The organism is Polaribacter sp. P097, from assembly GCF_036864555.1.
Taxonomy (GTDB): Bacteria; Bacteroidota; Bacteroidia; order Flavobacteriales; family Flavobacteriaceae; genus Polaribacter.
Genome location: NZ_JAZETJ010000001.1, coordinates 1,558,482 through 1,581,428 on the forward strand (window position 1 = coordinate 1,558,482; position 22,947 = coordinate 1,581,428).

18 protein-coding genes are annotated in these 22,947 nt (G+C 31.4%); 8 read left to right on the plus strand and 10 right to left on the minus strand.

The genetic code is table 11. The features are described 5' to 3' along the window. The first annotated feature begins 24 nt into the window (after nt 1-24). A complete protein-coding gene (locus V7R38_RS07145) occupies nt 25-1,077 on the plus strand; it encodes a nucleoid-associated protein (protein ID WP_334057041.1) in 1,053 nt (350 codons plus the stop codon). Nucleotide 1,078: 1 nt separating this feature from the next. Here V7R38_RS07145 and lipB read toward each other — a convergent pair whose 3' ends face one another. Beyond that, the gene (gene lipB / locus V7R38_RS07150; protein ID WP_334057043.1) at nt 1,079-1,783 is read right to left on the minus strand and encodes a lipoyl(octanoyl) transferase LipB; all 705 of its coding nucleotides are present in this window, start codon (nt 1,781-1,783) and stop codon (nt 1,079-1,081) included. A 67-nt stretch (nt 1,784-1,850) separates the two neighbouring features. On the opposite strand from lipB, the gene V7R38_RS07155 reads away from it, so the two are divergent. Both V7R38_RS07155 and V7R38_RS07160 read left to right on the plus strand, forming a co-directional pair. Next, nucleotides 1,851-5,588, plus strand: a complete 3,738-nt coding sequence (locus tag V7R38_RS07155) for a reprolysin-like metallopeptidase (RefSeq protein WP_334057045.1) — start codon at nt 1,851-1,853, stop codon at nt 5,586-5,588. Then, nucleotides 5,585-6,259 (plus strand): hypothetical protein, encoded by a 675-nt coding sequence (locus V7R38_RS07160; RefSeq protein ID WP_334057046.1) that lies wholly within the window; start codon nt 5,585-5,587, stop codon nt 6,257-6,259. The genes V7R38_RS07155 and V7R38_RS07160 overlap by 4 nt, the downstream gene beginning before the upstream one ends. A gap of 62 nt (nt 6,260-6,321) precedes the next feature. Here V7R38_RS07160 and pruA read toward each other — a convergent pair whose 3' ends face one another. Beyond that, nucleotides 6,322-7,947 carry an L-glutamate gamma-semialdehyde dehydrogenase gene (gene pruA / locus V7R38_RS07165; RefSeq protein WP_334057048.1) on the minus strand — a complete coding sequence of 542 codons (1,626 nt, stop codon included), beginning with the start codon at nt 7,945-7,947 and terminating at the stop codon, nt 6,322-6,324. 95 nt (nt 7,948-8,042) lie between these two features. Here pruA and V7R38_RS07170 point away from each other — a divergent pair, with 95 nt between their 5' ends. After that, on the plus strand, nt 8,043-8,720 hold the full coding sequence (locus tag V7R38_RS07170) for an NRDE family protein (RefSeq protein ID WP_334057050.1): 678 nt from the start codon (nt 8,043-8,045) through the stop codon (nt 8,718-8,720). Nucleotide 8,721: 1 nt separating this feature from the next. Here the strand turns inward: V7R38_RS07170 and V7R38_RS07175 are convergent, their stop codons facing one another. From V7R38_RS07175 to V7R38_RS07200, 6 genes are all read right to left on the minus strand, one after another. Next, nucleotides 8,722-9,543: a class I SAM-dependent methyltransferase gene (locus tag V7R38_RS07175; protein ID WP_334057052.1), complete on the minus strand. Its 822-nt coding sequence runs from the start codon at nt 9,541-9,543 to the stop codon at nt 8,722-8,724. A 7-nt stretch (nt 9,544-9,550) separates the two neighbouring features. Further along, a complete protein-coding gene (locus V7R38_RS07180; protein WP_334057054.1) occupies nt 9,551-10,441 on the minus strand; it encodes a dienelactone hydrolase family protein in 891 nt (296 codons plus the stop codon). Between the two features lie 60 nt (nt 10,442-10,501). Then, the gene (locus V7R38_RS07185) at nt 10,502-11,041 is read right to left on the minus strand and encodes a sigma-70 family RNA polymerase sigma factor (protein ID WP_334057056.1); all 540 of its coding nucleotides are present in this window, start codon (nt 11,039-11,041) and stop codon (nt 10,502-10,504) included. 149 nt (nt 11,042-11,190) lie between these two features. Then, nucleotides 11,191-11,544 carry a DUF3703 domain-containing protein gene (locus tag V7R38_RS07190; RefSeq protein ID WP_334057058.1) on the minus strand — a complete coding sequence of 118 codons (354 nt, stop codon included), beginning with the start codon at nt 11,542-11,544 and terminating at the stop codon, nt 11,191-11,193. A gap of 42 nt (nt 11,545-11,586) precedes the next feature. After that, complete coding sequence (locus V7R38_RS07195; protein ID WP_334057060.1) at nt 11,587-12,114, minus strand: hypothetical protein; 528 nt, start codon at nt 12,112-12,114, stop codon at nt 11,587-11,589. 77 nt (nt 12,115-12,191) lie between these two features. Next, nucleotides 12,192-15,620, minus strand: a complete 3,429-nt coding sequence (locus tag V7R38_RS07200) for a methylmalonyl-CoA mutase family protein (protein ID WP_334057062.1) — start codon at nt 15,618-15,620, stop codon at nt 12,192-12,194. Between the two features lie 166 nt (nt 15,621-15,786). Between V7R38_RS07200 and V7R38_RS07205 the strand changes: the two genes are divergently transcribed. After that, on the plus strand, nt 15,787-16,326 hold the full coding sequence (locus tag V7R38_RS07205) for a DUF4136 domain-containing protein (RefSeq protein WP_015480947.1): 540 nt from the start codon (nt 15,787-15,789) through the stop codon (nt 16,324-16,326). Nucleotides 16,327-16,397: 71 nt separating this feature from the next. Here the strand turns inward: V7R38_RS07205 and V7R38_RS07210 are convergent, their stop codons facing one another. Then, nucleotides 16,398-17,423, minus strand: coding sequence for a glutamine synthetase beta-grasp domain-containing protein (locus V7R38_RS07210; protein ID WP_015480946.1), 1,026 nt, complete (start codon nt 17,421-17,423; stop codon nt 16,398-16,400). A 164-nt stretch (nt 17,424-17,587) separates the two neighbouring features. Between V7R38_RS07210 and V7R38_RS07215 the strand changes: the two genes are divergently transcribed. From V7R38_RS07215 to V7R38_RS07225, 3 genes are all read left to right on the plus strand, one after another. Beyond that, the gene (locus V7R38_RS07215) at nt 17,588-19,771 is read left to right on the plus strand and encodes a glutamine synthetase III family protein (RefSeq protein WP_015480945.1); all 2,184 of its coding nucleotides are present in this window, start codon (nt 17,588-17,590) and stop codon (nt 19,769-19,771) included. A 69-nt stretch (nt 19,772-19,840) separates the two neighbouring features. Next, complete coding sequence (locus V7R38_RS07220; protein WP_334057065.1) at nt 19,841-21,022, plus strand: AIR synthase related protein; 1,182 nt, start codon at nt 19,841-19,843, stop codon at nt 21,020-21,022. A gap of 204 nt (nt 21,023-21,226) precedes the next feature. Continuing rightward, entirely contained in the window at nt 21,227-22,516 is a 1,290-nt protein-coding gene (locus tag V7R38_RS07225; protein ID WP_334057068.1) for a sensor histidine kinase, read from the plus strand. On the opposite strand, the gene V7R38_RS07230 is transcribed toward V7R38_RS07225, so the two are convergent. After that, nucleotides 22,494-22,895 carry a hypothetical protein gene (locus V7R38_RS07230; protein ID WP_334057070.1) on the minus strand — a complete coding sequence of 134 codons (402 nt, stop codon included), beginning with the start codon at nt 22,893-22,895 and terminating at the stop codon, nt 22,494-22,496. The genes V7R38_RS07225 and V7R38_RS07230 overlap by 23 nt on opposite strands. Between the last annotated feature and the right edge of the window lie 52 nt (nt 22,896-22,947).

Here is a 22,947-nt window from a genome sequence, read left to right on the forward strand (position 1 = left end):
TTTTTACCCTCCAAATTTTTAGAGATGATTAAAAAAACGAGAGCAGAAATTACAAAGTGTATATTACATAAGGTTGCCAATAAATTTAATAGTGGGCAAAATGTTTTTTCTGAAGATTTAATTCGTTTTGATCAAGAGAGTTATGATTTAATGAAAAACTTTCTTCTTAAACCTTTTGGTTCTCTAACGCAAAGTTATCGCTTTTCACATCATGCAGATGTTCGTTTAAATGAGTTAAACAATTACGCTACAGAAATTTTTAAAGATGAAAGCGCGTTTGTAGAGTTTTCTAAAAATATGGTTAATCACTTGTATGAACAGTCTAATTCTGCTCAAATAAAAACAGGTGATGTTATTGTTGTTTTTATAGAAGGTATTGAGTATAAAGATGTGCTAACAGAAGCAGTTGGTGTTTTCAAAATCGAAAATAAAGTCGATTTCTTTCAGACCTATTTAGATGATAATGATAGTTTTGATGTTGTGGTTCAAAAAGGAATATCAACTAGAAAAATAGATAAAGGTTGTTTAATTTTAAATACTTCAGATACAGAAGGTACAGTTGTTTTTTCTGTAGATAATAACAATTATGATGCTCAATATTGGATCAAAAATTTTCTTGGTGTTAAGCTAGCAGACGATTACAATTCACATACTCAAAATTATTTAGAGCTTTGTAAAGAATTTTCGGAAGAAGTAATTAAACCAGAATTTGGCAAACACGAACAAGGTAATTTTTTAGCAAATACAGTAGATTATTTTAAAGAACATGAAACTGTAGATTATCATAATTTTAAAGATGAAATCTTTGAAGAAGACAAGCACAAAGATTTATTTGAAGATTACAAAAAGCATTATGAAAACTTGAATGATGTTTTAATTAGAAATAATTTTGATGTTTCTGGTGTAGTTTTAAAGAAAGAGAAAAGTAAGCTAAAAACAGAAATAAAATTAGATACTGATATAAGTATAAAATTAGATGTAGATGCACCAGATGCTGCTTCTGAATACCTAGAAAGAGGATATGATGAAGAGAAAAAAATGAAATACTATAAAGTGTATTTTAACGAAGAAAAATAAGTTAAGATGCTATAAAATTTTCTACTTCAAATAGTGTTTTAAAGTGTTTTAAAATTTTCTTTTTAACTTCTTCTATATCTACTTTTCTGTCTAATTCAGCTTCCATAGAAGTTACAGCCTTACCTCGAATTCCACATGGAATAATGTTATCAAAATAACCAAGATCTGCATTTGCATTAAGTGCAAAACCATGCATAGTAACCCATCTCGAAGAACGTATACCCATAGCACAAATTTTACGAGCAAAAGGCGTTCCAACATCTAGCCAAACTCCAGTTTCACCTTCGCTTCTAGTACTTTCAATTCCATATTCAGCAATTGTTAAAATTATGGTTTCTTCTAACAAACGCAAATACTTATGAATATCTGTAAAAAAATTCTCTAAATCTAAAATTGGATAGCCCACTATTTGTCCTGGTCCATGATAGGTGATATCACCACCTCTGTTAATTTTATAGAATGTAGCTCCTTTTTCTTTAAGTTGTGTTTCGTTTAATAATAGGTTACTTAAATCGCCACTTTTACCTAAAGTATATACATGAGGATGCTCTACAAACAAAAAATGATTTTTGGTTATTTCAGACTCTGAATTTCTTCGATTAGAAATTTTTGTATCAACAATCTCTTGCAATAACTCAGTTTGGTAGTCCCAGGTTTCTTTATAGTCTTTTAAAGAAAGGTCTTTAAGTAGTATGTTTCTATTCATAATTACGACTACAAAGGTAAATAAATGTTTATATTTGAAAGATATAATCGTGTTTTAAATACAGTTTATGAAGAGGAAAATAGCTCATTTTATGCTTTTAGCAGTAATACTATTTAGTGTTACACAAACAAAAGCGCAACAATTTTGGACTTCATTAAATCCAACAGAGTTTGCACAACAAAAAAAGGAAGTTTATCAGAAAGAAAATTTTCCTAACAAATATCAACTACTAAATCTAGAAACTTCAAGTTTTCAACAAACTTTAAATAAATCTACTTCAGAAAAAGCTGTCTTAATTCTTTTACCTAATAGTGAGGGTGTTATGCAGCGTTTTATGGTGAGGGAAACTTCCAATTTTAGTAAAGAATTACAACAGAAATTTCCTTCTATTAAATCATATACAGCTCAGGGTATAGATGATGCAACAGCTGTTGCTAAATTAAGTTTTGGTACAGATGGTTTTCATGCTGTTATTTTTTCTGCTTTGCAGGAAACAGTGTATGTAGATCCTTATTCAAAAGACAATAAAGCTTATATTACTTATAATAGAAATAGTTTAAATAAAGTTGATGAAGATTTTAAATGCCAAGTAGAAGATTCTGCTAAAAATGATTTTTCATTTACAAATAGTTTTAAAAATGCAGATGATGGCAAGTTAAGAACATACAGATTGGCTTTAGTTTGTAGTGGTGAATATGCTCAATTTCATTTGGGGGCAGGTCAGCAAAACATACCAACAACTGCTTCAGATGCTGTAAAAAAAGCTGCAGTATTATCAGCGATGAATACTTCTGTAACAAGATTAAATGGAATTTTTGAAAAAGACTTATCTGTAAAATTAGAGATTGTTGGCAATAATGATGAAATAATTTTCTTGGATGAGAATACAGATAATATAACAGATGGTGATCCAGATGCAATGATTGACGAAGTTCAAACTATTTGTGATAATGTTATCGGTAATGCAAATTACGATATTGGGCATATTTTTAGTGTTGGTGGAGATGGTTTAGCAGGTTTGGGTGTTGCTTGTGTAACAGGCCAAAAAGCTAGAGGTGTTACTGGTAGGTCACAGCCTGTTGGAGATCCTTATGACATTGATTTTGTAGCCCATGAAATTGGACATCAATTTGGTGCAACTCACACACAAAATAACAATTGTAATAGAACGTTGGCAACTGCTGTAGAACCAGGAAGTGGTTCTACAATTATGGGTTATGCAGGTATTTGTTCGCCTAATGTTCAATCAGGAAATGTAAATGGAAATAGTGATGATTATTTTCATTCAGTAAGTATTGCACAAATGTGGAATCATATTCAAACTTCAGGTGGTTGTGCTACAGTTACTGACACCAATAATGCAGCACCAACTGCAGATGCAGGTTTAGATTATACAATTCCAAAATCTACTCCTTTTAAATTAGTGGGTACAGCAAATGATGCAGATGGTTTAAATTCTCTTACCTACAATTGGGAACAACTTGATAATGAAGTAGGTGCTATGCCACCTGCAGCAACGAATACAGTTGGGCCAATGTTTAGGTCTTTGCCATCTAAAGTAACGCCAATTCGTTATATGCCAGATTTAACCACGATAGTTGCAGGTAATAATGCTACAACTTGGGAGGTTTTGCCAGATGTGGCTAGAAGCTTTAATTTTTCTTTTACAGTAAGAGACAATAATGCTGGTGGAGGAAGTACAGTTAGAGATGATGTAGAAATAACAGTAGTAGATGAAACACCTTTTACTGTAGATGCACCTTCTACCAACGTAACTTGGAATGTAGGTTCTACACAAACCATCACTTGGAATAAAGGCAATACAGATGTAGCTCCTATAAATTGTAGTTTGGTAAATATTAGATTATCTACAGATGGTGGGGCTACTTTTCCTATTTTATTAAAAAGTAATACTACAAATGATGGTACAGAAACTATTATAGTTCCAGACAATGCAACAAGTACTGCAAGAATTATGGTAGAGGCCGTAGATAATATTTTTTACAATGTTAATAGTACTAATTTTGTTATCAATTCTGTAGATCCAACGTTTGTAATTAATAATACAAGTGGTTTACAAACAGCTTGTAACATTAATAATGAAACAGTAAGTTATACATTAAATTTCGATTTTGTAAATGGTTTTTCAGATACTGTAAGTTTAGCAACTACTGGTGAACCAACAGGCGCAACTACTACTTTTACACCTGCTACAATTAGTGCTGATGGTGATGTAGTTTTAACAATTTCAAATTTAGATGGTAAAACTGCAGGAGATTATATAGTAAGTGTTCTAGGAACCTCAACATCAGTAAATCAAAGTATAGATGTTGATTTTAAATTAACAACAAATACTTTTAATGACATCACATTATCATCACCTGCAAACAATGCAACAGATATTCTTTTAACAAGCCAATTAACTTGGGAGGCTGATGCAAATGCAATAACTTATGATGTTGAAATAGCTACAGATACCAATTTTACAAATGTGGTATCATCTGGAAATGTCGATACAAATTCATACACAACTACTAATTTAGATGGGGTTACAACGTATTTTTGGCGAGTAAAGCCAAAGAACGATTGTGGAGAAGGTAATTTTTCTAATCCGTTTACTTTTACAACGCTAAATGCAGCTTATTGTGCCTCAACTTTTACAGACGAACCAGGAGGTTCAGAACATATAACCAATGTAACTTTTGGCAGTATAAATAACGATTCTGGTAATGATATGGAAGATGGTTATCAAGATTTTACAAGTTTAAACACCAATGTTTTAAGAGGAGATACGAGAACAGTTAGCGTAACTTTCGATACAGCAGGCTTTCAAGATCATTGCTATGTTTTTATAGATTGGAATCAAGATTTTGTGTTTGATAATGATACAGAAAGATACGATTTAGGTACAGAATTAAATGATGTGGGTACAAGAACTTTTGATATCACTGTACCAAGTGATGCAAGATTTGGGCAAACAAGAATGAGAGTAATTATCGAGTATGATGATCCATCTAATGGTTTTGGTTTAGGTGCTTGTGATGCCGATCATCTTACAGAATGGGGTGAAACTGAAGATTATTCAGTTACTGTTGCAGAAATTGATGGCTTTTCTATCTTAACAACAGCAGAAAGTTGTGTAGATGAGAATGATGGAATTATACAAATTGATAACAAATCTGATGGTTTCTCTAGGCAATTACAAATTACTAGTCCATCAACAAATATCAATCAAACGTTTAATTCAAGTAATTTTATTTTGTTTGATGCAGCTCCTGGAGATTATGAAATTTGCATAACTACAACTACTTTGAATACTACTAATTGTTTTGAAGTAACAATAGAAGAAGCGCAGCCAATAAGTTTAAAACTCACTTCTGCAAAATCAACGAACACATATTCGTTTAACATTCAGCAAGGTACAGCACCTTTTAATGTGTATTTGAATAGTAAACTTATTGCTGTTACCAGCGAAAAGAATTTTGATTTAGAGATAAATGAAACAGGAAAGTTAGAGGTTAAAACAGCAAAAGATTGTGAAGGTTTATTTCAAAAAAGTATAGGTGATATAATTTTAAAACAAAATCCTGTTAAAGATTTTATTGAGTTGCAATTACCAATTGGTACTGCAAATTCTTCAATAGAAACTACAGTGTTTGATATTAATGGCAAACTTATTTTTAGAAAAGAGTTTACACCAGAAAATGATGTTTTACGAATTCCTTTTCAAGAGTATGCAAACGGACTTTATATTTTGAAATTGTCTGTTGCAAACTCAACACCTATCAAAATTTTAAAACGATGAAAAAAGCATATATAAAATTAGTACTAATAGTTTGTTGTGCTTTACTAATAAACTGTTCTAAAAAGGTAAATCAAGCACCTAGTGAAGTAGACTTAGTGTTTCCTTCATCAGATTTACTGTGCATAGAAAACACCATTACTTTTAATTGGACAGAAGCTATAGATCCAGAAAATAATGATGTAGAATACAATATTATTATTGCAAAAGATAGAGCGTTAACAGATGTTGTAGAAAATAGAACTTTAACTGAAAGTCAAATTGATATTACCTTAGAAAAAGAAACTGCTTATTATTGGAAAGTAGATGCACTTGATGTGAATAACAATTTAGGTAGCTCTTCAGAAATATTTGCATTTTATACAAAAGGTGATGGAGAACAGAATTACGTTCCTTTTACTTCGCAACTATTAACACCTAATAATAACGCTATTGTTGCTAGTGGTGCTTTAGAATTGACTTGGAAAGCTGGAGATCCTAACTTAGATGATGTATTAACTTACGAGGTGTTTTTTGGTGAGAATGCAGATCCTGCTTTAGTAGATGATGCTGTAAGTGCAAAAAGTTTTAGCGTTAATGCAACAGCTGGTGCAACCTATTATTGGAAAGTGAATGTGAAAGATGAAGCTGGCGCAAAATCAATTGGCCAAATCTGGTCTTTTACAGCAAATTAAAAAAATAGAATAATTAAAAAAGCCTCATCAATTGATGAGGCTTTTCTTTTGATACTTATTTTCTATCCTAAAAATGGATATTTGTAATCTTGTGGAGTAACAAAAGTTTCTTTTATTAATCTAACAGACGTCCATCTTAACAAGTTTTGTGCGGATCCAGCTTTGTCATTTGTCCCAGAAGCTCTTGCTCCTCCAAATGGTTGCTGACCTACCACAGCTCCTGTTGGTTTATCATTAATGTAAAAATTACCTGCAGCATTTTCTAATGCTTTAGATGCTTTTTCAACAATATATCTATCAGTAGAAAATATAGCTCCTGTTAATGCATATTCTGTAGATTGATCTACCAATTCTAAAGAAGCTTCCCATTTATCATCCTCATAAATGTAAACTGTCATAACTGGGCCAAATAACTCAGTTGTCATAGTTTCGTAGGTTGCATTTTTAGCTAAAATTACAGTTGGCTCAATGAAATATCCTTTAGATTTGTCATGACCACCACCAATAATAATTTCTGCATTTTCATTTTCTTTAGCAGCATCAATATATTTTGCAATTTTATCGAAAGAACCTTGGTGTATCACTGCATTTACAAAATTATCTGGATTTTCTGGAGAACCCATTTTTAATTCTGATGTTTGTTGTTTCAGGTGTTTTAACACATCATCCCAAATAGAAGCAGGAATGTAAGCACGTGAAGCAGCAGAACATTTCTGACCTTGATATTCAAAAGATCCTCTAGTAATTGCTGTAGCTACTTGTAAAGGATTAGCTGAATTGTGAGCCCAAATAAAATCTTTACCTCCAGTTTCTCCAACTATTCTAGGGTATGTTTTGTAGGTATGAATATTATTACCAATTTGTTTCCAAAGGTTTTTAAATACATGTGTAGAACCTGTAAAGTGTAACCCAGAAAAATCTGGAGAAGATAAACATGCATCAGAAATCATAACAGGATCTCCGTAAACAACATTTATTACACCATCAGGTAAACCAGCTTCTTTAAATAAATCTACAATAACTTGTGCAGAATATGCTTGATGATCAGATGGTTTCCAAACTACAACATTACCCATTAAAGCTGCAGCCGCAGGCAAGTTTGCTGCAATAGATGTAAAGTTAAAAGGTGAAATTGCGTACACAAAACCCTCTAATGGTCTGTACTCAACTCTATTCCAAATTCCAGGAGCAGATTGTGGCTGATCTTTAAAAATATCAGTCATGTATTGTACATTAAATCTAAAGAAATCTATCATTTCACAAGCAGCATCAATTTCTGCTTGATGTACATTTTTAGATTGTGCAATCATGGTAGAAGCATTCATTCTAGCTCTATAAGGCCCAGCTAATAATTCTGCAGCCTTAAGAAAAATTGATGCTCTTTCCATCCAAGAAACAGAAGACCAAGCCTCTCTTGCAGCTAATGCAGTAGCAATTGCTTCATCTACATGAGTTTTATCTGCTGTATGGTATTGCCCAACAACATGTTGATGATCATGAGGAGGTGTAATGTTTTTAGTATTACCTGTTCTTACTTCTTTACCATTAATATGCATTGGCACATCTACATTGCCATTAAACATTTCTTTATAAGTTGCTAATAACTCTTCTCTTTCTGGAGAGCCAGGTGCATACCCTTTAACAGGTTCGTTTACTGCAACTGGAACATTAAAAAATCCTCTTGCCATTTGTATAAATTTTATTCGATTATTTTATGCTACAAAGTTACCAATTTTAAATCAAACGATTTCGTAACTTGCCACTAGATTTTAGCCAATTAAAAATGTGTACAGTTACTTTTTTGCCTTTACCTAATAATGGTTTTATACTTACTTCTAACAGGGATGAAACTCCGTTAAGAAAAACAATTCCACCTAAAGGATATTTAGAAAACGGGGTAGAGGTAGTGTACCCTAAAGATGTTGTTGCAGGAGGTACTTGGATTGGTACAAGCGAAAAAGATAGGGCAGTTTGTTTGTTAAATGGGGCCTACAAAAATCATAAACGTACTTTGCCTTATGCTTTAAGTAGAGGTGTTATTGTAAAAAATGTTTTAACTGCAGATGATGCAGAAATTTATATCAATAGATTAGGTTTACGTAATATTGAGCCTTTTACGCTGCTATTGTTAGATTATAGTGTAGATCTTAAGTTATTTGAATTGGTTTGGGATGGAGAAACAAAACACTTTCATCAGTTAGATAAAACTCCCAGAATTTGGTCATCATCTACTTTATATACTAATGATATGAAAGAGAAAAGACAAGAATGGTTTCAAAACTGGCTGAAAGAAAATGACAAATTTTCTGTAGCAAATGTTTTAGAATTCCATAACAATACAGATTTGGGCGAGCCTGAAGTTACAACCAGAATGAAGCGAAAATTAATTGAAACAGTAAGTATCACGTCAATTAGTAAAATAGAAGAAATTGTAGATATGAAATACTTAGATTTTTTATAAATTATTTACGAGCAGCAAGCATCATGTGAGGGCTGAAAGGTAGCAAGTATTCATCATTTTCAGTAAGTTTTTGCAAAGCTTTTAATGTTTTGGATTTCTTTTTATCTAGCATATTTGCAAAATATTCATTGTCTAACCAAATCATTCCTTCAACCGCAAAAAGATTTAGAAATTCGAAATCATTTTCTAAAAATTCAGATTTTAAATCGGTCGGATTATGATAATATGCGTCTGCTAATAAAAACGGAAAGTCTTTGGGTGCGTTATGAATGCCAGAGGTTAGTTCTTCTTTACACATCTCAAAAAATGAGTTTGCATGTATCATTCCGTTCATTAAACCAACAACTGTAGAAGCTGTAGCATTAATGGCAAAAGCTAAAACTATTCCACCTTTTTTTAAGACACGTTTTGCTTCTTGAATAGCACTAATTCTATCTTCTCTTTTTTGTAAATGATACAAAGGTCCATGTAGAATAACAATATCTGCTAACTCTGGTTTTAATGGTAAATCTCTGGCTTCACCTAAAGTAACAACAAATTTATTTTTTAGTTTGTTAGCTCTTTTTTGGGCTAATTTTATGTGTTTAGGTACAGGCTCTATTAGATGTACATCATGCCCTTCTTTTGCAAGCCACTCACTATATTTTCCTGTTCCTCCACCAACATCAACAATAGTACAATTTGGTTTTGAAATATGTTTTGTTATTAATTCTTTAATGCGCTCAAATTCAAAAATACCCATGCCTCTTTCTAGACGAGTTTCTTCTGAAGCTTTGTTGTAAAAATTTTCGAGCTCTTTGCTAATTAATTGTTTTTTGCTCACTATATATTTAGCCTTTTAAATGTGTTTTAAAAAAGTCCATAGTTCTGGCCCAAGATAAATCTGCAGCTTCTTCATCATATCTTGGTGTGGTATTGTTGTGAAAACCATGATTTACATCAGGATAAAAATGTGCAGTATAAGTAACGTTATTTTCCTTTAATATTTTTTCATAATCAGGCCAGCCAGCATTTACTCTTTTATCTAAACCAGCATATTGTAATAATAAAGGCGCTTTAACTTTTGCAGCATCTTCAGCAGAAGGCTGTCTGCCATAATAAGGAACAGAAGCTGCTAATTCTGGAATTCTAACCGCTAAAATATTTGAAATATAACCTCCAAAACAAAAGCCAACTACACCTATTTTTCCATTACAATTTTTATGATTCTTTAAATAATGATAACCTGCAATAAAATCTTCGATCATTTCATTTCTATCTCTTTTTCTTTGCATTGCACGTCCTTCGTCATCATTTCCAGGATAACCACCTAAAGGCGCTAAAGCGTCTGGAGCTAATGTTATATAACCATCTAAAGCTGCTCTTCTGCCAACATCTTTTATATAAGGATTTAAACCTCTGTTTTCATGAACCACTAAAATTCCAGGTAATTTTTCTGTACTATTTTTTGGAATAGAAAGTAAGCCTTTCATTTTTTGACCTCCTTTTGGAGATTCGTAATTAATCATTTTTGAATCTAACCTTGGGTCATTAGGCTGTACCAAAATACTATCAATATAATTTGGAGATATAAAGCTAAGCAAGGCTGGCAATGTAATTGCACCTACTGCATATAAAGAAAGTTTCTCTAAAAATTGTTTTCTGGTTAATTTGTTGTGTGCATAATCATCATATAAATCAAAAACTTCTTGACTAATATCTTCTTTCTTTAGTAATGCCATTTTATTTGAGTTTAGAATTGCATCTAAGGTAAATAAAAAAGAAACAAGTTTATTCTTAAATTATTTACAAACCTTACAATCTTCTTTTTCTTGAATTTCGCCAACTAAATTACCTTGCTCATTTAATGTAAAGCCACAACAATCCATAAAACCTTTAGCTATTAGTTTTCGAGCTCTTTGAATTTGTGATTTTGTAGTAGATAATGGTTGATTTAGTTGGGCTGCTATTTCTTGTTGTTTTAATCCCTTAATATCAGATAAAAATAAAGGGTCTCTATATTTTTTTGGTAAATTTTTAAGTATGCCTCGCAAACAATCTTGCTCTGTATGCAGGTTTTCTTGAACTTCGCTTTCTAATTTAAAGTTTTCAATTTCTATTGTTTGATTGGTGTTTTTCCAATGATCTAAAATTGAATTTCTGGCGATTGTAAAAATCCAAGATTTGAGTTTTTTAATATCTTTTAACGTGTGAAGTTTTGTGTGAATTTTGATAAAAGTATCCTGCAAAATATCATCAGCAACAGTTTTGTCTTTTACTTTGCTGATGATAAATCGTTTTAAATCCTTAGAATAGGATGTCCAAACTTGTTTTGTTGTCATTTACTAACAATTACAATTGGCACAAGTACAATTAGTACATGTACAGTTTTTACAATCTTTGTTCATGCAAGGTGTACAATTACAAATACAATCATTTTTAAGCTTCATAATATCAAATTTTAATGTTCAATTAATAGACCATAAATTGTTTAAAAAGATGCATTAAACTTAAAATATTTTTTTAGTTCTTCTCTTATAGGTAGTTTTTTAATTGGTGATATGTTTGTACCACCTGTATTACCTTTAGGAACCCACACTGAAGTAAATAGTAAAGAGGCCAAAATTCTAAGAGTTTGGCCAACTATTTCTTTACTGTTCTTTGTTTTAATAGCAAAAATAAACATCCAATAATGACTAACTGTATGTCTGTATAAATGTTTTTGTCCTAATATATGCGCATTTTCAAAATGATAAAAGGCTATTTTATAATCTTTAAAATTTAATGCTTTTAGACCTAATTCTATTTCTTGATAAAACCCTCTTTTTAACATTGATGAATTCATGATACTTTTTAGAGTAGACGTGAATTGCACTAAAAAGACGCATTATTTAGAACGAGCCCCCACAAAATTATCTGACTTTAATTTAAAAAGCACATTAAATGTTGTTAAGCTTCCATAAATTCTGGTAATGTATTGCTGCAAATCAATTTTATCTTGATCATCTAAAGTCTTACTCGAATTTATTTTTTGTTCCATCACACGAATTCGATCTCTAACCATTACTATCTTATGAAAAAAGGTGTCAATGGGTATTTCTTTATCAGCTAAATTAGAGTCTGCAGGTCTAAAAATTAAAGTTCCGTTTTTCCATCTGTCTGCAATAGGTGCAATCTCAGTAACATCAGACCATTTTTGCAATAAATTTTTAAGTGATTTTTCAACTTCATAAAGGCTAATGGTATCCACTTCATCTTCTACAGCTTCAATTATTTCAAAGTCGCTATCAATTTCTATGGTTTCTAAACCTTGTTTTATGAAGGTTACCCAGTAATGTTTGCTGGTAACATTAGTAACAACTCCTGCACCAAATATAGAATGCTCAATTCTTGAGCCAATGCCTAATATTTTCATTTTTTAAATTTTTCATTAAAGATAAAAAATCCGCACAAAGTGTACGGATTTTTTTAATTATCTAAAGGGATTTCCTTCTACATATTCCTCCTATATTGTCCACCTACTTTAAATAAGGCTTCAGTAATTTGCCCTAAAGAACAGACTTTAGTAGCTTCCATCAGTTTATCAAAAAGATTTTCGTTATTAATAGCAGCATCTTGTAATATAGTAATTTGCTCTGCCACCTTTTTCGGATTTGCTTTATTCAGTAATTCCTTCGTTTTAATTTGCTGTTGCTTTTCTTCTTCAGTAGCTCTAATCACTTCTGCAGGTTGCACTGTAGGAGATCCTTTAGAACTTAAGAAAGTATTTACACCAATAATTGGGAATTCTCCAGTATGCTTTAAAGTTTCATAATACAAGCTTTCTTCTTGAATTTTAGAACGCTGATACATGGTTTCCATAGCACCTAAAACACCACCTCTTTCTGTAATTCTATCAAATTCTAACAATACAGCTTCTTCTACTAAATCTGTAAGTTCTTCAATAATAAAAGCACCTTGAATAGGATTTTCGTTTTTAGATAAACCTAACTCTTTATTAATAATTAACTGTATAGCCATTGCTCTTCTTACAGATTCTTCTGTAGGTGTTGTAATTGCTTCATCATATGCATTTGTATGCAATGAATTACAGTTGTCATTAATAGCGTATAAAGCCTGAAGTGTAGTTCTAATATCATTAAAATCAATTTCTTGCGCATGTAAAGAACGCCCAGAAGTTTGAATGTGATATTTTAACATTTGTGCTCTAGGATTTGCTCCATATTTATTTTTCATGGCTTTCGCCCAAATTTTACGAGCCACTCTACCAATAACTGAATATTCTGGATCTATTCCATTAGAGAAGAAAAAAGACAAGTTTGGTCCGAATTTATTGATATCCATTCCACGACTTAAATAGTACTCTACGTATGTAAACCCATTAGAAAGTGTAAGCGCTAATTGTGTGATTGGATTTGCACCAGCTTCTGCAATATGATATCCAGAAATAGAAACCGAATAAAAGTTTCTAACTTGCTTATCTATAAAATATTCTTGCACATCTCCCATTAAGCGTAAAGCAAATTCGGTAGAAAAAATACAAGTATTTTGTGCTTGATCTTCTTTTAAAATATCTGCTTGTACAGTACCTCTAACTTGTGCTAGAGTATCTTTTTTAATTTGCTGATAAACATCAGTAGGTAAAACTAAATCACCTGTTAAGCCTAAAAGCATTAATCCTAAACCATTGTTTCCTTCTGGTAATTCACCTTGATATTTAGGTCTGTCAATTCCATTATCATCATAAATTTCCTTGAATTTTGCTTCAACATCAGCTTCAAGATTATGTTCTATAATGTATTTTTCACAGTTTTGATCAATGGCTGCATTCATAAAAAAACCTAATAGCATAGGTGCAGGACCGTTAATGGTCATAGAAACAGAAGTCATATTATGACTTAAATCGAAACCAGAATACAATTTCTTGGCATCATCTAAACAACAGATAGAAACACCTGCATTACCAATTTTACCATAAATATCAGGCCTATGACCAGGATCATTACCATATAAGGTTACAGAGTCAAAAGCTGTTGAAAGCCTTTTTGCATCCATGCCTAAACTTACATAATGAAAACGTCTGTTGGTTCTTTCAGGTCCACCTTCACCAGCAAACATTCTTGTTGGGTCTTCACCTGTTCTTTTAAAAGGATATAAACCTGCTGTATATGGGAATTCTCCAGGAACATTTTCTTGTAAATTCCAACGTAACAAATCTCCCCAAGCTTGGTATTTAGGTAAACCTACCTTTGGTATTTGAGTGTGTGAAAGTGATTCGCTGTGCGTTTCAATTTTTATTTCTCTATCTCTTACTTTAAAAGAGTAAATAGGGTCTTTATATTTTTGAACTTTGGTGTCCCAATTCAGAATGATTTCCCAATTGTATGGATTTAAGTTCATTTTTACTTTTTCGAATTGTGCTAAAAGTAATTTTACAAATTCTTTGTCTTCGTTAGTCTGATTAAGAATTGCATCATTATCTAAACCTGTTTTAGTTAAGGTGATGTCAGAATTTACAATTGAGCTTATGGTTTGATAAATTCCGTATAATTTTTGGGCAACAATAACTTGTTCATCTACTTTGTTATCATAAGCTCTATTGTTCTCTGCAATTTCTGATAAATAACGAATTCTAGCAGGTGGAATTACAAATATCTTTTCAGACATTGCTGTTGTAATTTCCATTTTAGAATGTAGGTCAGCATCAGTTTTTTCAACTAGCTTATCCATAATACGTTTGTATAACGTATTCATTCCTGGGTCGTTAAATTGAGATGCAATTGTTCCAAAAACAGGCATGTCATCCATATGAACGTCCCATAAATTGTTGTTTCGCATGTATTGTTTTTTTACATCGCGAATTGCATCTAGGGCACCTCTTTTATCAAACTTATTTATGGCAACTAAATCAGCAAAATCTAACATATCTATTTTCTCTAACTGAGTTGCAGCTCCAAATTCAGGTGTCATTACGTATAAAGAAGTATCTGAATGCTCTATAATTTCTGTATCAGATTGCCCAATTCCAGAAGTTTCTAAAATAATTAAATCAAACTCAGCTGCTTTTAAAACTTGAACAGCTTCATTCACGTATTTTGATAATGCTAAATTAGATTGACGAGTTGCTAAAGAACGCATATAAACACGCTCATTATTTATAGCGTTCATACGAATTCTATCTCCTAAAAGTGCACCACCAGTTTTTCTTTTTGAAGGATCAACAGAAATTAAACCAATTCTTTTTTCAGGAAAATCGATTAAAAAACGTCTTACCAATTCATCTACTAAAGATGATTTACCTGCACCACCTGTACCTGTAATTCCTAATACTGGTGTTTTTGAGTTTTCATTTTTAGTGTGTATTTTGTCTAAGGTATCTTTTGCAATTTCAGGAAAATTTTCTGCTGAAGAAATTACTCTAGCAATGGCACCGATTTCTTTATTCGCTAAATCTGATAATTCTATATCAAGTTCATTACCAATTGCATAGTCAGATTTTTGAACCAAGTCATTAATCATTCCCTGTAAACCTAACTCTCGTCCATCATCAGGAGAATAAATTCTCGTAATTCCATAATCCATCAATTCTTTGATTTCTTCTGGTAGAATTACTCCACCTCCACCACCAAATATTTTAATATGGCCTGCTCCTTTTTCTTTTAAAAGATCATACATATATTTAAAATACTCATTATGACCTCCTTGATATGATGTAATTGCAATGGCATTTACATCTTCTTGTATGGCACAATTGACCACTTCTTCTACAGATCTATCATGCCCTAAATGAATTACTTCTACACCTGTAGATTGAATAATTCTACGCATAATATTTATGGCAGCATCATGCCCATCAAAAAGGGCAGCAGCAGTTACAATTCTTACTTTATGTTTAGGTTTGTAAGCAGGTATTTGTTCCATTCGTAATAAAACTTTGAATTTAGTGCTGCAATTTACGAAAATCTTAAAAAATTACACGATTCTTTATGAGTTTTAAAATAGCTTTAACTTAAGTTTAAAGGTTAGGTTTTTTTGGCATGCTTATTGCTTATATATTACCATAAATAACGTATTAAAAGATATCTCTATGAAAAATTTAAAACCTCTTCTGTTTGCTTTAGTTATTGTATTCAGTTCTTGTAATACTGTAAAGGTGGTAACAGATTATGATACCAAAGCAGATTTTAACAAATACAAAACGTTTGCTTTTTACAAAACAGGTATAGATAAAGCTGATATTTCTAGCTTAGATAAAAAACGTGTTTTAAGAGCAATTGAAACTGAACTTTTAGCAAAGGGTTTTACGAAATCGGATAATCCAGATATGTTGGTTAGTATTTTTACAAAATCTCGTAGAAAAGTGAATGTAAACCAAACTAATATGGGTTATGGTTTTGGATGGGGTTGGAACCCTTGGATGTGGGGTGGAATGAACAATAATGTAAGTGTATCTGAATACACAGAAGGTACACTATTTGTAGATTTTATAGATAAAGATAAAAAAGAGTTGATTTGGCAAGGTATTGGAACAGGAGCTTTAAAAATGCAAAACGTAGAAAAGAAGGAAGAGAGAATTCAGCTATTTGTTAAAGAAATTATTTCTAGATATCCTCCAAGTCAAGAATAATAGTAATTATTCTATATAAAAAAACTCCGAAATTTTAATTTCGGAGTTTTTCATTTATATACTATTACAATCTAGCTAATGTTAGCAGATTTTACTGTTTTAATAATTCTACCAGCAATTTTGTATGGGTCACCATTAGAAGCAGGTCTTCTGTCTTCTAACCAACCTTTCCAACCTTTTTCTACGGTAATAATTGGTATTCTAATTGATGCACCTCTATCAGAAATTCCATAAGAGAAATCATTGATTGAAGCTGTTTCATGATCACCTGTTAAACGTTGGTCGTTAAACTCACCATAAACAGCAATGTGCTCTTTTACAACTGGTCTAAACGCTTCACAAATTTTCTCATAAGTCTCTTGAGAACCACAAGTTCTTAAAGTTGTGTTAGAGAAGTTTGCATGCATACCAGAACCATTCCAGTCCATATCTTTACCTAATGGTTTTGGATGATAGTCTATATAGTAACCATATTGCTCAGTTAATCTGTCTAATAAATAACGAGCAATCCAAATTTCGTCTCCGGCTTTTTTAGCTCCTTTAGCAAATAATTGGAATTCCCACTGACCTGAAGCAACTTCTTGGTTAATACCTTCAAAGTTTAAACCAGCTTCTATACATAAATCTGCATGTTTCTCAACTAATAATCTACCATGTGTATTTTTACCACCTACAGAACAGTAGTACATTCCTTGAGGTGCAGGATAACCACCAATTGGGAAACCAAGAGGTAATTGTGTTTTAGTATCCATTATAAAGTATTCTTGTTCAAAACCGAACCAGAAATCGTTATCTTCATCTTCAATTGTAGCTCTACCATTAGAAACATGTGGAGTACCATCTGCATTTAAAACCTCAGTCATTACTAAATAACCGTTAATTCTTGCAGGATCTGGATAGATTGCAACTGGTTTTAATAAACAATCTGAAGAACCTCCTGAAGCTTGTTTTGTAGATGATCCATCAAAAGACCACATACCTAATTCTTCAACTGTTCCTTGAAAATCTTCATGTTCTTCTACTTTGGTTTTACTTCTCATGTTCTGAGTTGGAAAATATCCATCTAACCAAATGTATTCTAATTTAATTTTTGCCATAATTCTTGAGTGTAAGATGTTAATGGTACAAAAATCAAATATTTTAAATTGATATCAAAAAAAAAGGGGGTAAAAATTAAAAAATGATATAAAAAAAACTTTATCCCTAATTTTTAAGGGGTATCTTTGCTTAATAATTAAAATAGACCTTAAAAATTTAGATTATGTCAACAATTAGATTTGCTGCGTTACAAGAAACTTTAAATAGAAAGCCAGTTTCAATTATAGAAAAAGAAAGAAGATCTGTATTGTTTGGTCAGAATGTTTTTAATAAACATGCCATGCAACAATATTTAACTAGAGCTGCCTATGATAGTGTGAGTAACGCAATTGAGAAAGGAACAAGGATAGATCGAAAAATTGCAGATCAGGTTGCAGTTAGCATGAAAGACTGGGCAATTTCTAAAGGCGCAACTCATTATACACATTGGTTTCAACCTTTAACAGGAGCTACAGCTGAAAAACACGATGCTTTTTTTGAATCTATTAACGGTGGTTTGGCTATGGAGAAGTTTGATGGAAAACAATTAGTACAGCAAGAGCCAGATGCTTCTAGTTTTCCTAATGGTGGAATTAGAAATACTTTTGAGGCAAGAGGTTATACAGCTTGGGACCCAACATCTCCAGCCTTTATATATGAAACTACATTATGTATACCAACAATTTTTGTTTCGTATACAGGCGAAGCTTTAGATAACAAAACACCCTTATTAAGAGCACTGCAAGCTATAGATACACATGCTACTGCAGTTTGTAAATACTTTGATAAAAATGCAACTAAAGTAAATGCTACTTTAGGTTGGGAGCAAGAGTATTTTTTGATAGATGATGCTTTAGCCAATTCAAGGCCAGACTTAATATTAACAGGTAGAACCTTATTAGGTCATATACCCGCAAAAGGTCAGCAATTAGATGATCATTATTTTGGTACAATACCTGCAAGAGCTATGAGTTTTATGCAAGATTTAGAGCAAGAATGTATGTTGTTAGGTATACCTGTTAAAACAAGACATAATGAAGTAGCTCCAAATCAATTTGAGCTAGCTCCAATTTTTGAAGAAGCCAATTTAGCAGTAGATCATAACTCCTTGTTGATGGATGTTATGGAAAAAGTTTCTAAGCGTCATCATTTTAAAGTATTGTTTCATGAAAAACCTTTTGCAGAAATCAATGGTTCTGGTAAACATAATAATTGGTCTTTATCTACTCCAGATGGCACGAATTTATTGAGCCCTGGAAAAACACCAATGAAAAATTTACAGTTCTTAACCTTTTTTATAAACACTATAAAAGCGGTTTATGAAAATGAAGAATTATTAAGAGCCTCAATTGCTTCTGCAAGTAATGATCATAGATTAGGAGCAAACGAAGCACCACCTGCAATTATATCCGTTTTTATAGGTAGCCAATTATCTAATGTTTTAAATGAATTAGAAAATGTAACCAAAGGTAAATTGTCACCAGAAGAAAAAACCGATTTAAAACTAAATATTATTGGTAAAATACCTGAAATCTTACTAGACAATACAGACAGAAATAGAACATCAGCATTTGCGTTTACAGGCAATAAGTTTGAGTTTAGAGCTGTTGGTTCTTCTGCAAATTCAGCAATACCTATGACTGTTTTAAATACAATTGTTGCCAAGCAATTAAAAGAATTTAAAACTGAAGTTGATGCTTTAATCGATGATAAAAACTTGAAAAAAGATGAGGCTATATTTAATGTTTTAAGAGAATATATTAAAGATTCAAAAGATATTAGGTTTGAAGGTGATGGTTATGGAGATGCTTGGGAGAAAGAAGCCAAAAAGAGAGGTTTAAGTAATAATAAAACAACGCCTGAAGCTCTTCAGATAAAAACGGCAAAACAAACTGTTTCGTTATTTGAAGAAATGGAGGTAATGAATAAAGTTGAGTTAGAAGCAAGATATGAAATAGATATAGAGCAGTATACTAAAAGACTTCAAATAGAAAGTAGGGTTTTAGGAGATATAGCTAGAAATCATGTTGTGCCAACTGCTATAATTTATCAAAATACATTATTAGAGAATACTAAGAATTTAAAAGAAATTTTTGGCGATGAATTTAAAAAGATAGCCAAAGAGCAGATAGAATTGATTATGATTATTTCTAATCACATCACAGAAATAAATGCTTTAACCTTAAAAATGATAGAAGAACGAAGAAATGCAAAAGGATTAAAAGGTTTAAAATCTGCACAAGCCTATAGTAAGAAAGTGAAGCCCTATTTTGCCCAAATTAGAATGCATTGTGACAAATTAGAAACAATGGTAGATGATAATCTTTGGCCATTAACAAAATATAGAGAATTATTGTTTACAAGATAATAGAAATCATCCCACTTTTAAGTGGGATTTTTTTTGTAAAACACTAAATTTGCACCATAATACTACAATATGAGTCAAGAAGTTTCAAAACGATATGCACAAAGAGGGGTATCTGCCTCTAAAGAAGATGTTCATAATGCTATAAAGAATATAGACAAAGGTTTGTTTCCTAAAGCGTTTTGTAAAATAGTTCCAGATTATTTAACAAATGATGATGATTACTGTTTAATTATGCACGCAGATGGTGCAGGAACAAAATCTTCTTTGGCATATATGTATTGGAAAGAAACTGGTGATATTTCTGTGTGGAAAGGCATTGCACAAGATGCTTTAATCATGAATATAGACGATTTATTATGTGTTGGAGCTACAGATAATATTATGCTTTCCTCTACCATTGGTAGAAACAAAAGTAAAATACCTGGTGAAGTTTTATCAGCAATTATAAATGGAACAGAAGAGCTTATTGAAGACTTAAAGAAATTCGGTGTAACTATTCATTCAACAGGAGGTGAAACTGCAGATGTAGGTGATTTAGTACGTACAATAATTGTAGATTCAACTGTTACAGCAAGAATGAAACGTAATGACGTTATTGATAATGCAAATATAAAAGCAGGTGATGTAATTGTTGGTTTAGAGTCTTTTGGCCAAGCAACTTACGAAACAGAATATAATGGAGGTATGGGTTCTAATGGCTTAACTTCTGCAAGACACGATGTTTTTCATAAGTATTTAGCAGATAAATATCCAGAAAGTTTTGATGCTGCTGTACCCTCTGATTTGGTATATTCAGGAAACACAAAACTAACAGATGAAGTCAAAAACTCGCCAATAGATGCTGGTAAATTAGTATTATCACCAACTAGAACTTATGCACCAATAATTAAAGAGATTTTATCTAAATTCTCTTCTAATGAAGTTCATGGAATGATTCATTGTTCTGGAGGAGCACAAACTAAAATTTTACATTTTGTAGATAACTTACATATTATAAAAGACGATATGTTCGAAATTCCACCATTGTTTAAACTGATACAAGAACAATCAAAAACTGATTGGAAAGAGATGTATCAAGTATTTAACTGCGGACATAGAATGGAGGTTTATGTAAAACCAGAAATTGCAGAAGACATTATTGCGATCTCTAAATCATTTAATGTGGATGCTAAAATTGTTGGTAGAGTAGAAGACGCATCAACCAAAAAACTTACTATTAAAAGCGAATTTGGTAATTTTGAGTACAATTAAGTACAATTTACCATTTACTAGCTTTTTAACCTTAACATAAGTTTTATCGAATAAAATTCAAGATTGTACAATTTTTTATAAATTAAAAGTATTATCAAATTTAAAGTTTAATCGTACAAACTAGCTATAGCTGTTTTATGTATTAAGTATAATAAATTGTTATCAATTCATTGTTGAAATAGAATTACAAATAGATCATTTTCAATGGCTCAAAAAAATACCTCTCAAGCAGAAAAAGACCAAATTATTGATTACCAATTAAGTTTTCAGAAATTATTAATTAGTATATCAACAAAATATATTAATGCAGATTTAAATAATGTTACTTCTTTAATAGAGAGTTCATTAGAGCAAATTGGTAACTTTGTAGGCGCAGATAGAAGTTATGTATTTTCTTATGATTTAGTAAATAATACCACATCTAATACTTTTGAATGGTGTAAAGAAGGTATAGAGCCAGAAATAGATAATTTGCAAAATATTCCTATCGATTTTATTCACCAATGGTTAGAATCGCATAAAAAAGGAGAAGCTTTTTATATAGAGGATGTAAGTAAATTGCCTGAAGATGGAGAATTTGGTTTAAGAGCTATTTTAGAACCACAAGGCATACAGAGTTTAATTGCCATCCCTAAAATTAAAAATAATGAACTCATTGGTTTTGTAGGGTTCGATTCTGTAGAGAAAATTCATAAATATTCTGAAGATGAAAAGAATTTACTTTTTGTTTTTGCAAGTATGTTAGTGAATATTATTCAAAGAAAAGAGCAAGAAACACTCATAGAAAATCAGAAAAAAAGCGAGGAAGCTCTTTTAAAAAATATAGCAAAACAAAACCAGCAAATAAATGAGTATACCCAAATGGTATCTCATGATTTAAAATCGCCATTACTTAATATTCATACCTTAATATCTTGGTGTAAAACCGATTTAAAAGAAAGTTTAGATAGTCAAAATTTAAATCATTTAGATGAAATTTTGTTTAACGTCGAAAAAATGAATTCTCTAATTGATGGAATTTTAGATTACTCTACAGTAGATAAAGTACATGCTAAAGATAAAATTATAGATCTGAATGAATTGGTTCAAAACATTATAATTGGTATTTCTATACCTGATAATGTTGTTGTAAATGTTCAAGAAAATTTGCCTTCTATTACTGGTAATTCTTGGAGGTATAAATTGGTGTTTAAAAACCTAATTCAGAATGCCATTGTTTATAATAACAAAGAGAACCCAATAGTAGAAATAGGTTTCGAAGACTTAGATGATTATTATAAATTTAGCATTAAAGATAATGGTATAGGTATAAAACCAGGGTATTTTGATAAGGTATTTAAAGTATTTTCTAAGTTAGACAATAACAGTTCTTCACCAGGAATTGGCTTATCTATTGTAAAGAAAATTATTACTTATTATAAAGGAGATATCTGGATTGAAAGTGAAGAAAATATTGGAACTACAATTAATTTTATTGTACTGAAACAAAGCTAAAACTTATTGCAAACTCTTCAGAAGAAATTAGTGCTTTAAGCGTGTCATTTTTTAACCAATATTTAATTTTTTTAGGAAAATCATTTTTTAGGTTTTCGCAGGTAAAAGAGGAGTTTGTTTGATTTGTGAATTTAAAATAAGTTGCAACTTCATTAACTCCAGTCACTTTTAAATGCAAAGTATCTTGTATTGGCTCAAATTCTAATTGTTCTTCAAATATTTTATTGCCTTCAGAAATGGTATAACCAGTTCCTTTTAAAACGCTATTCCAAATTTCAAAGGTTTGCTGATTGGGTTTGTCATTAACACGCTTCCATTTTCCAATTAAAAAATTTGGGTATTCATGGTTTTTATTGTCAGTGCAATAACTAAAACTCATGAGTATCACATAAAAAAGCAAACATCTTTTATACATTAAGTTTGTATATTTA

Excerpts from the sequence above, each read along its gene's own strand:
- pruA (WP_334057048.1), bottom strand. The coding sequence starts at position 7,947 with ATGGCAAGAGGATTTTTTAATGTTCCAGTTGCAGTAAACGAACCTGTT.
- V7R38_RS07205 (WP_015480947.1), top strand. The coding sequence starts at position 15,787 with ATGAAAAATTTAAAACCTCTTCTGTTTGCTTTAGTTATTGTATTCAGT.
- V7R38_RS07230 (WP_334057070.1), bottom strand. The coding sequence starts at position 22,895 with ATGAGTTTTAGTTATTGCACTGACAATAAAAACCATGAATACCCAAAT.
- lipB (WP_334057043.1), bottom strand. The coding sequence starts at position 1,783 with ATGAATAGAAACATACTACTTAAAGACCTTTCTTTAAAAGACTATAAA.
- V7R38_RS07225 (WP_334057068.1), top strand. The coding sequence starts at position 21,227 with ATGGCTCAAAAAAATACCTCTCAAGCAGAAAAAGACCAAATTATTGAT.
- V7R38_RS07200 (WP_334057062.1), bottom strand. The coding sequence starts at position 15,620 with ATGGAACAAATACCTGCTTACAAACCTAAACATAAAGTAAGAATTGTA.
- V7R38_RS07155 (WP_334057045.1), top strand. The coding sequence starts at position 1,851 with ATGAAGAGGAAAATAGCTCATTTTATGCTTTTAGCAGTAATACTATTT.
- V7R38_RS07145 (WP_334057041.1), top strand. The coding sequence starts at position 25 with ATGATTAAAAAAACGAGAGCAGAAATTACAAAGTGTATATTACATAAG.
- V7R38_RS07210 (WP_015480946.1), bottom strand. The coding sequence starts at position 17,423 with ATGGCAAAAATTAAATTAGAATACATTTGGTTAGATGGATATTTTCCA.
- V7R38_RS07170 (WP_334057050.1), top strand. The coding sequence starts at position 8,043 with ATGTGTACAGTTACTTTTTTGCCTTTACCTAATAATGGTTTTATACTT.
- V7R38_RS07190 (WP_334057058.1), bottom strand. The coding sequence starts at position 11,544 with ATGAATTCATCAATGTTAAAAAGAGGGTTTTATCAAGAAATAGAATTA.
- V7R38_RS07195 (WP_334057060.1), bottom strand. The coding sequence starts at position 12,114 with ATGAAAATATTAGGCATTGGCTCAAGAATTGAGCATTCTATATTTGGT.
- V7R38_RS07220 (WP_334057065.1), top strand. The coding sequence starts at position 19,841 with ATGAGTCAAGAAGTTTCAAAACGATATGCACAAAGAGGGGTATCTGCC.
- V7R38_RS07180 (WP_334057054.1), bottom strand. The coding sequence starts at position 10,441 with ATGGCATTACTAAAGAAAGAAGATATTAGTCAAGAAGTTTTTGATTTA.
- V7R38_RS07185 (WP_334057056.1), bottom strand. The coding sequence starts at position 11,041 with ATGACAACAAAACAAGTTTGGACATCCTATTCTAAGGATTTAAAACGA.
- V7R38_RS07160 (WP_334057046.1), top strand. The coding sequence starts at position 5,585 with ATGAAAAAAGCATATATAAAATTAGTACTAATAGTTTGTTGTGCTTTA.
- V7R38_RS07215 (WP_015480945.1), top strand. The coding sequence starts at position 17,588 with ATGTCAACAATTAGATTTGCTGCGTTACAAGAAACTTTAAATAGAAAG.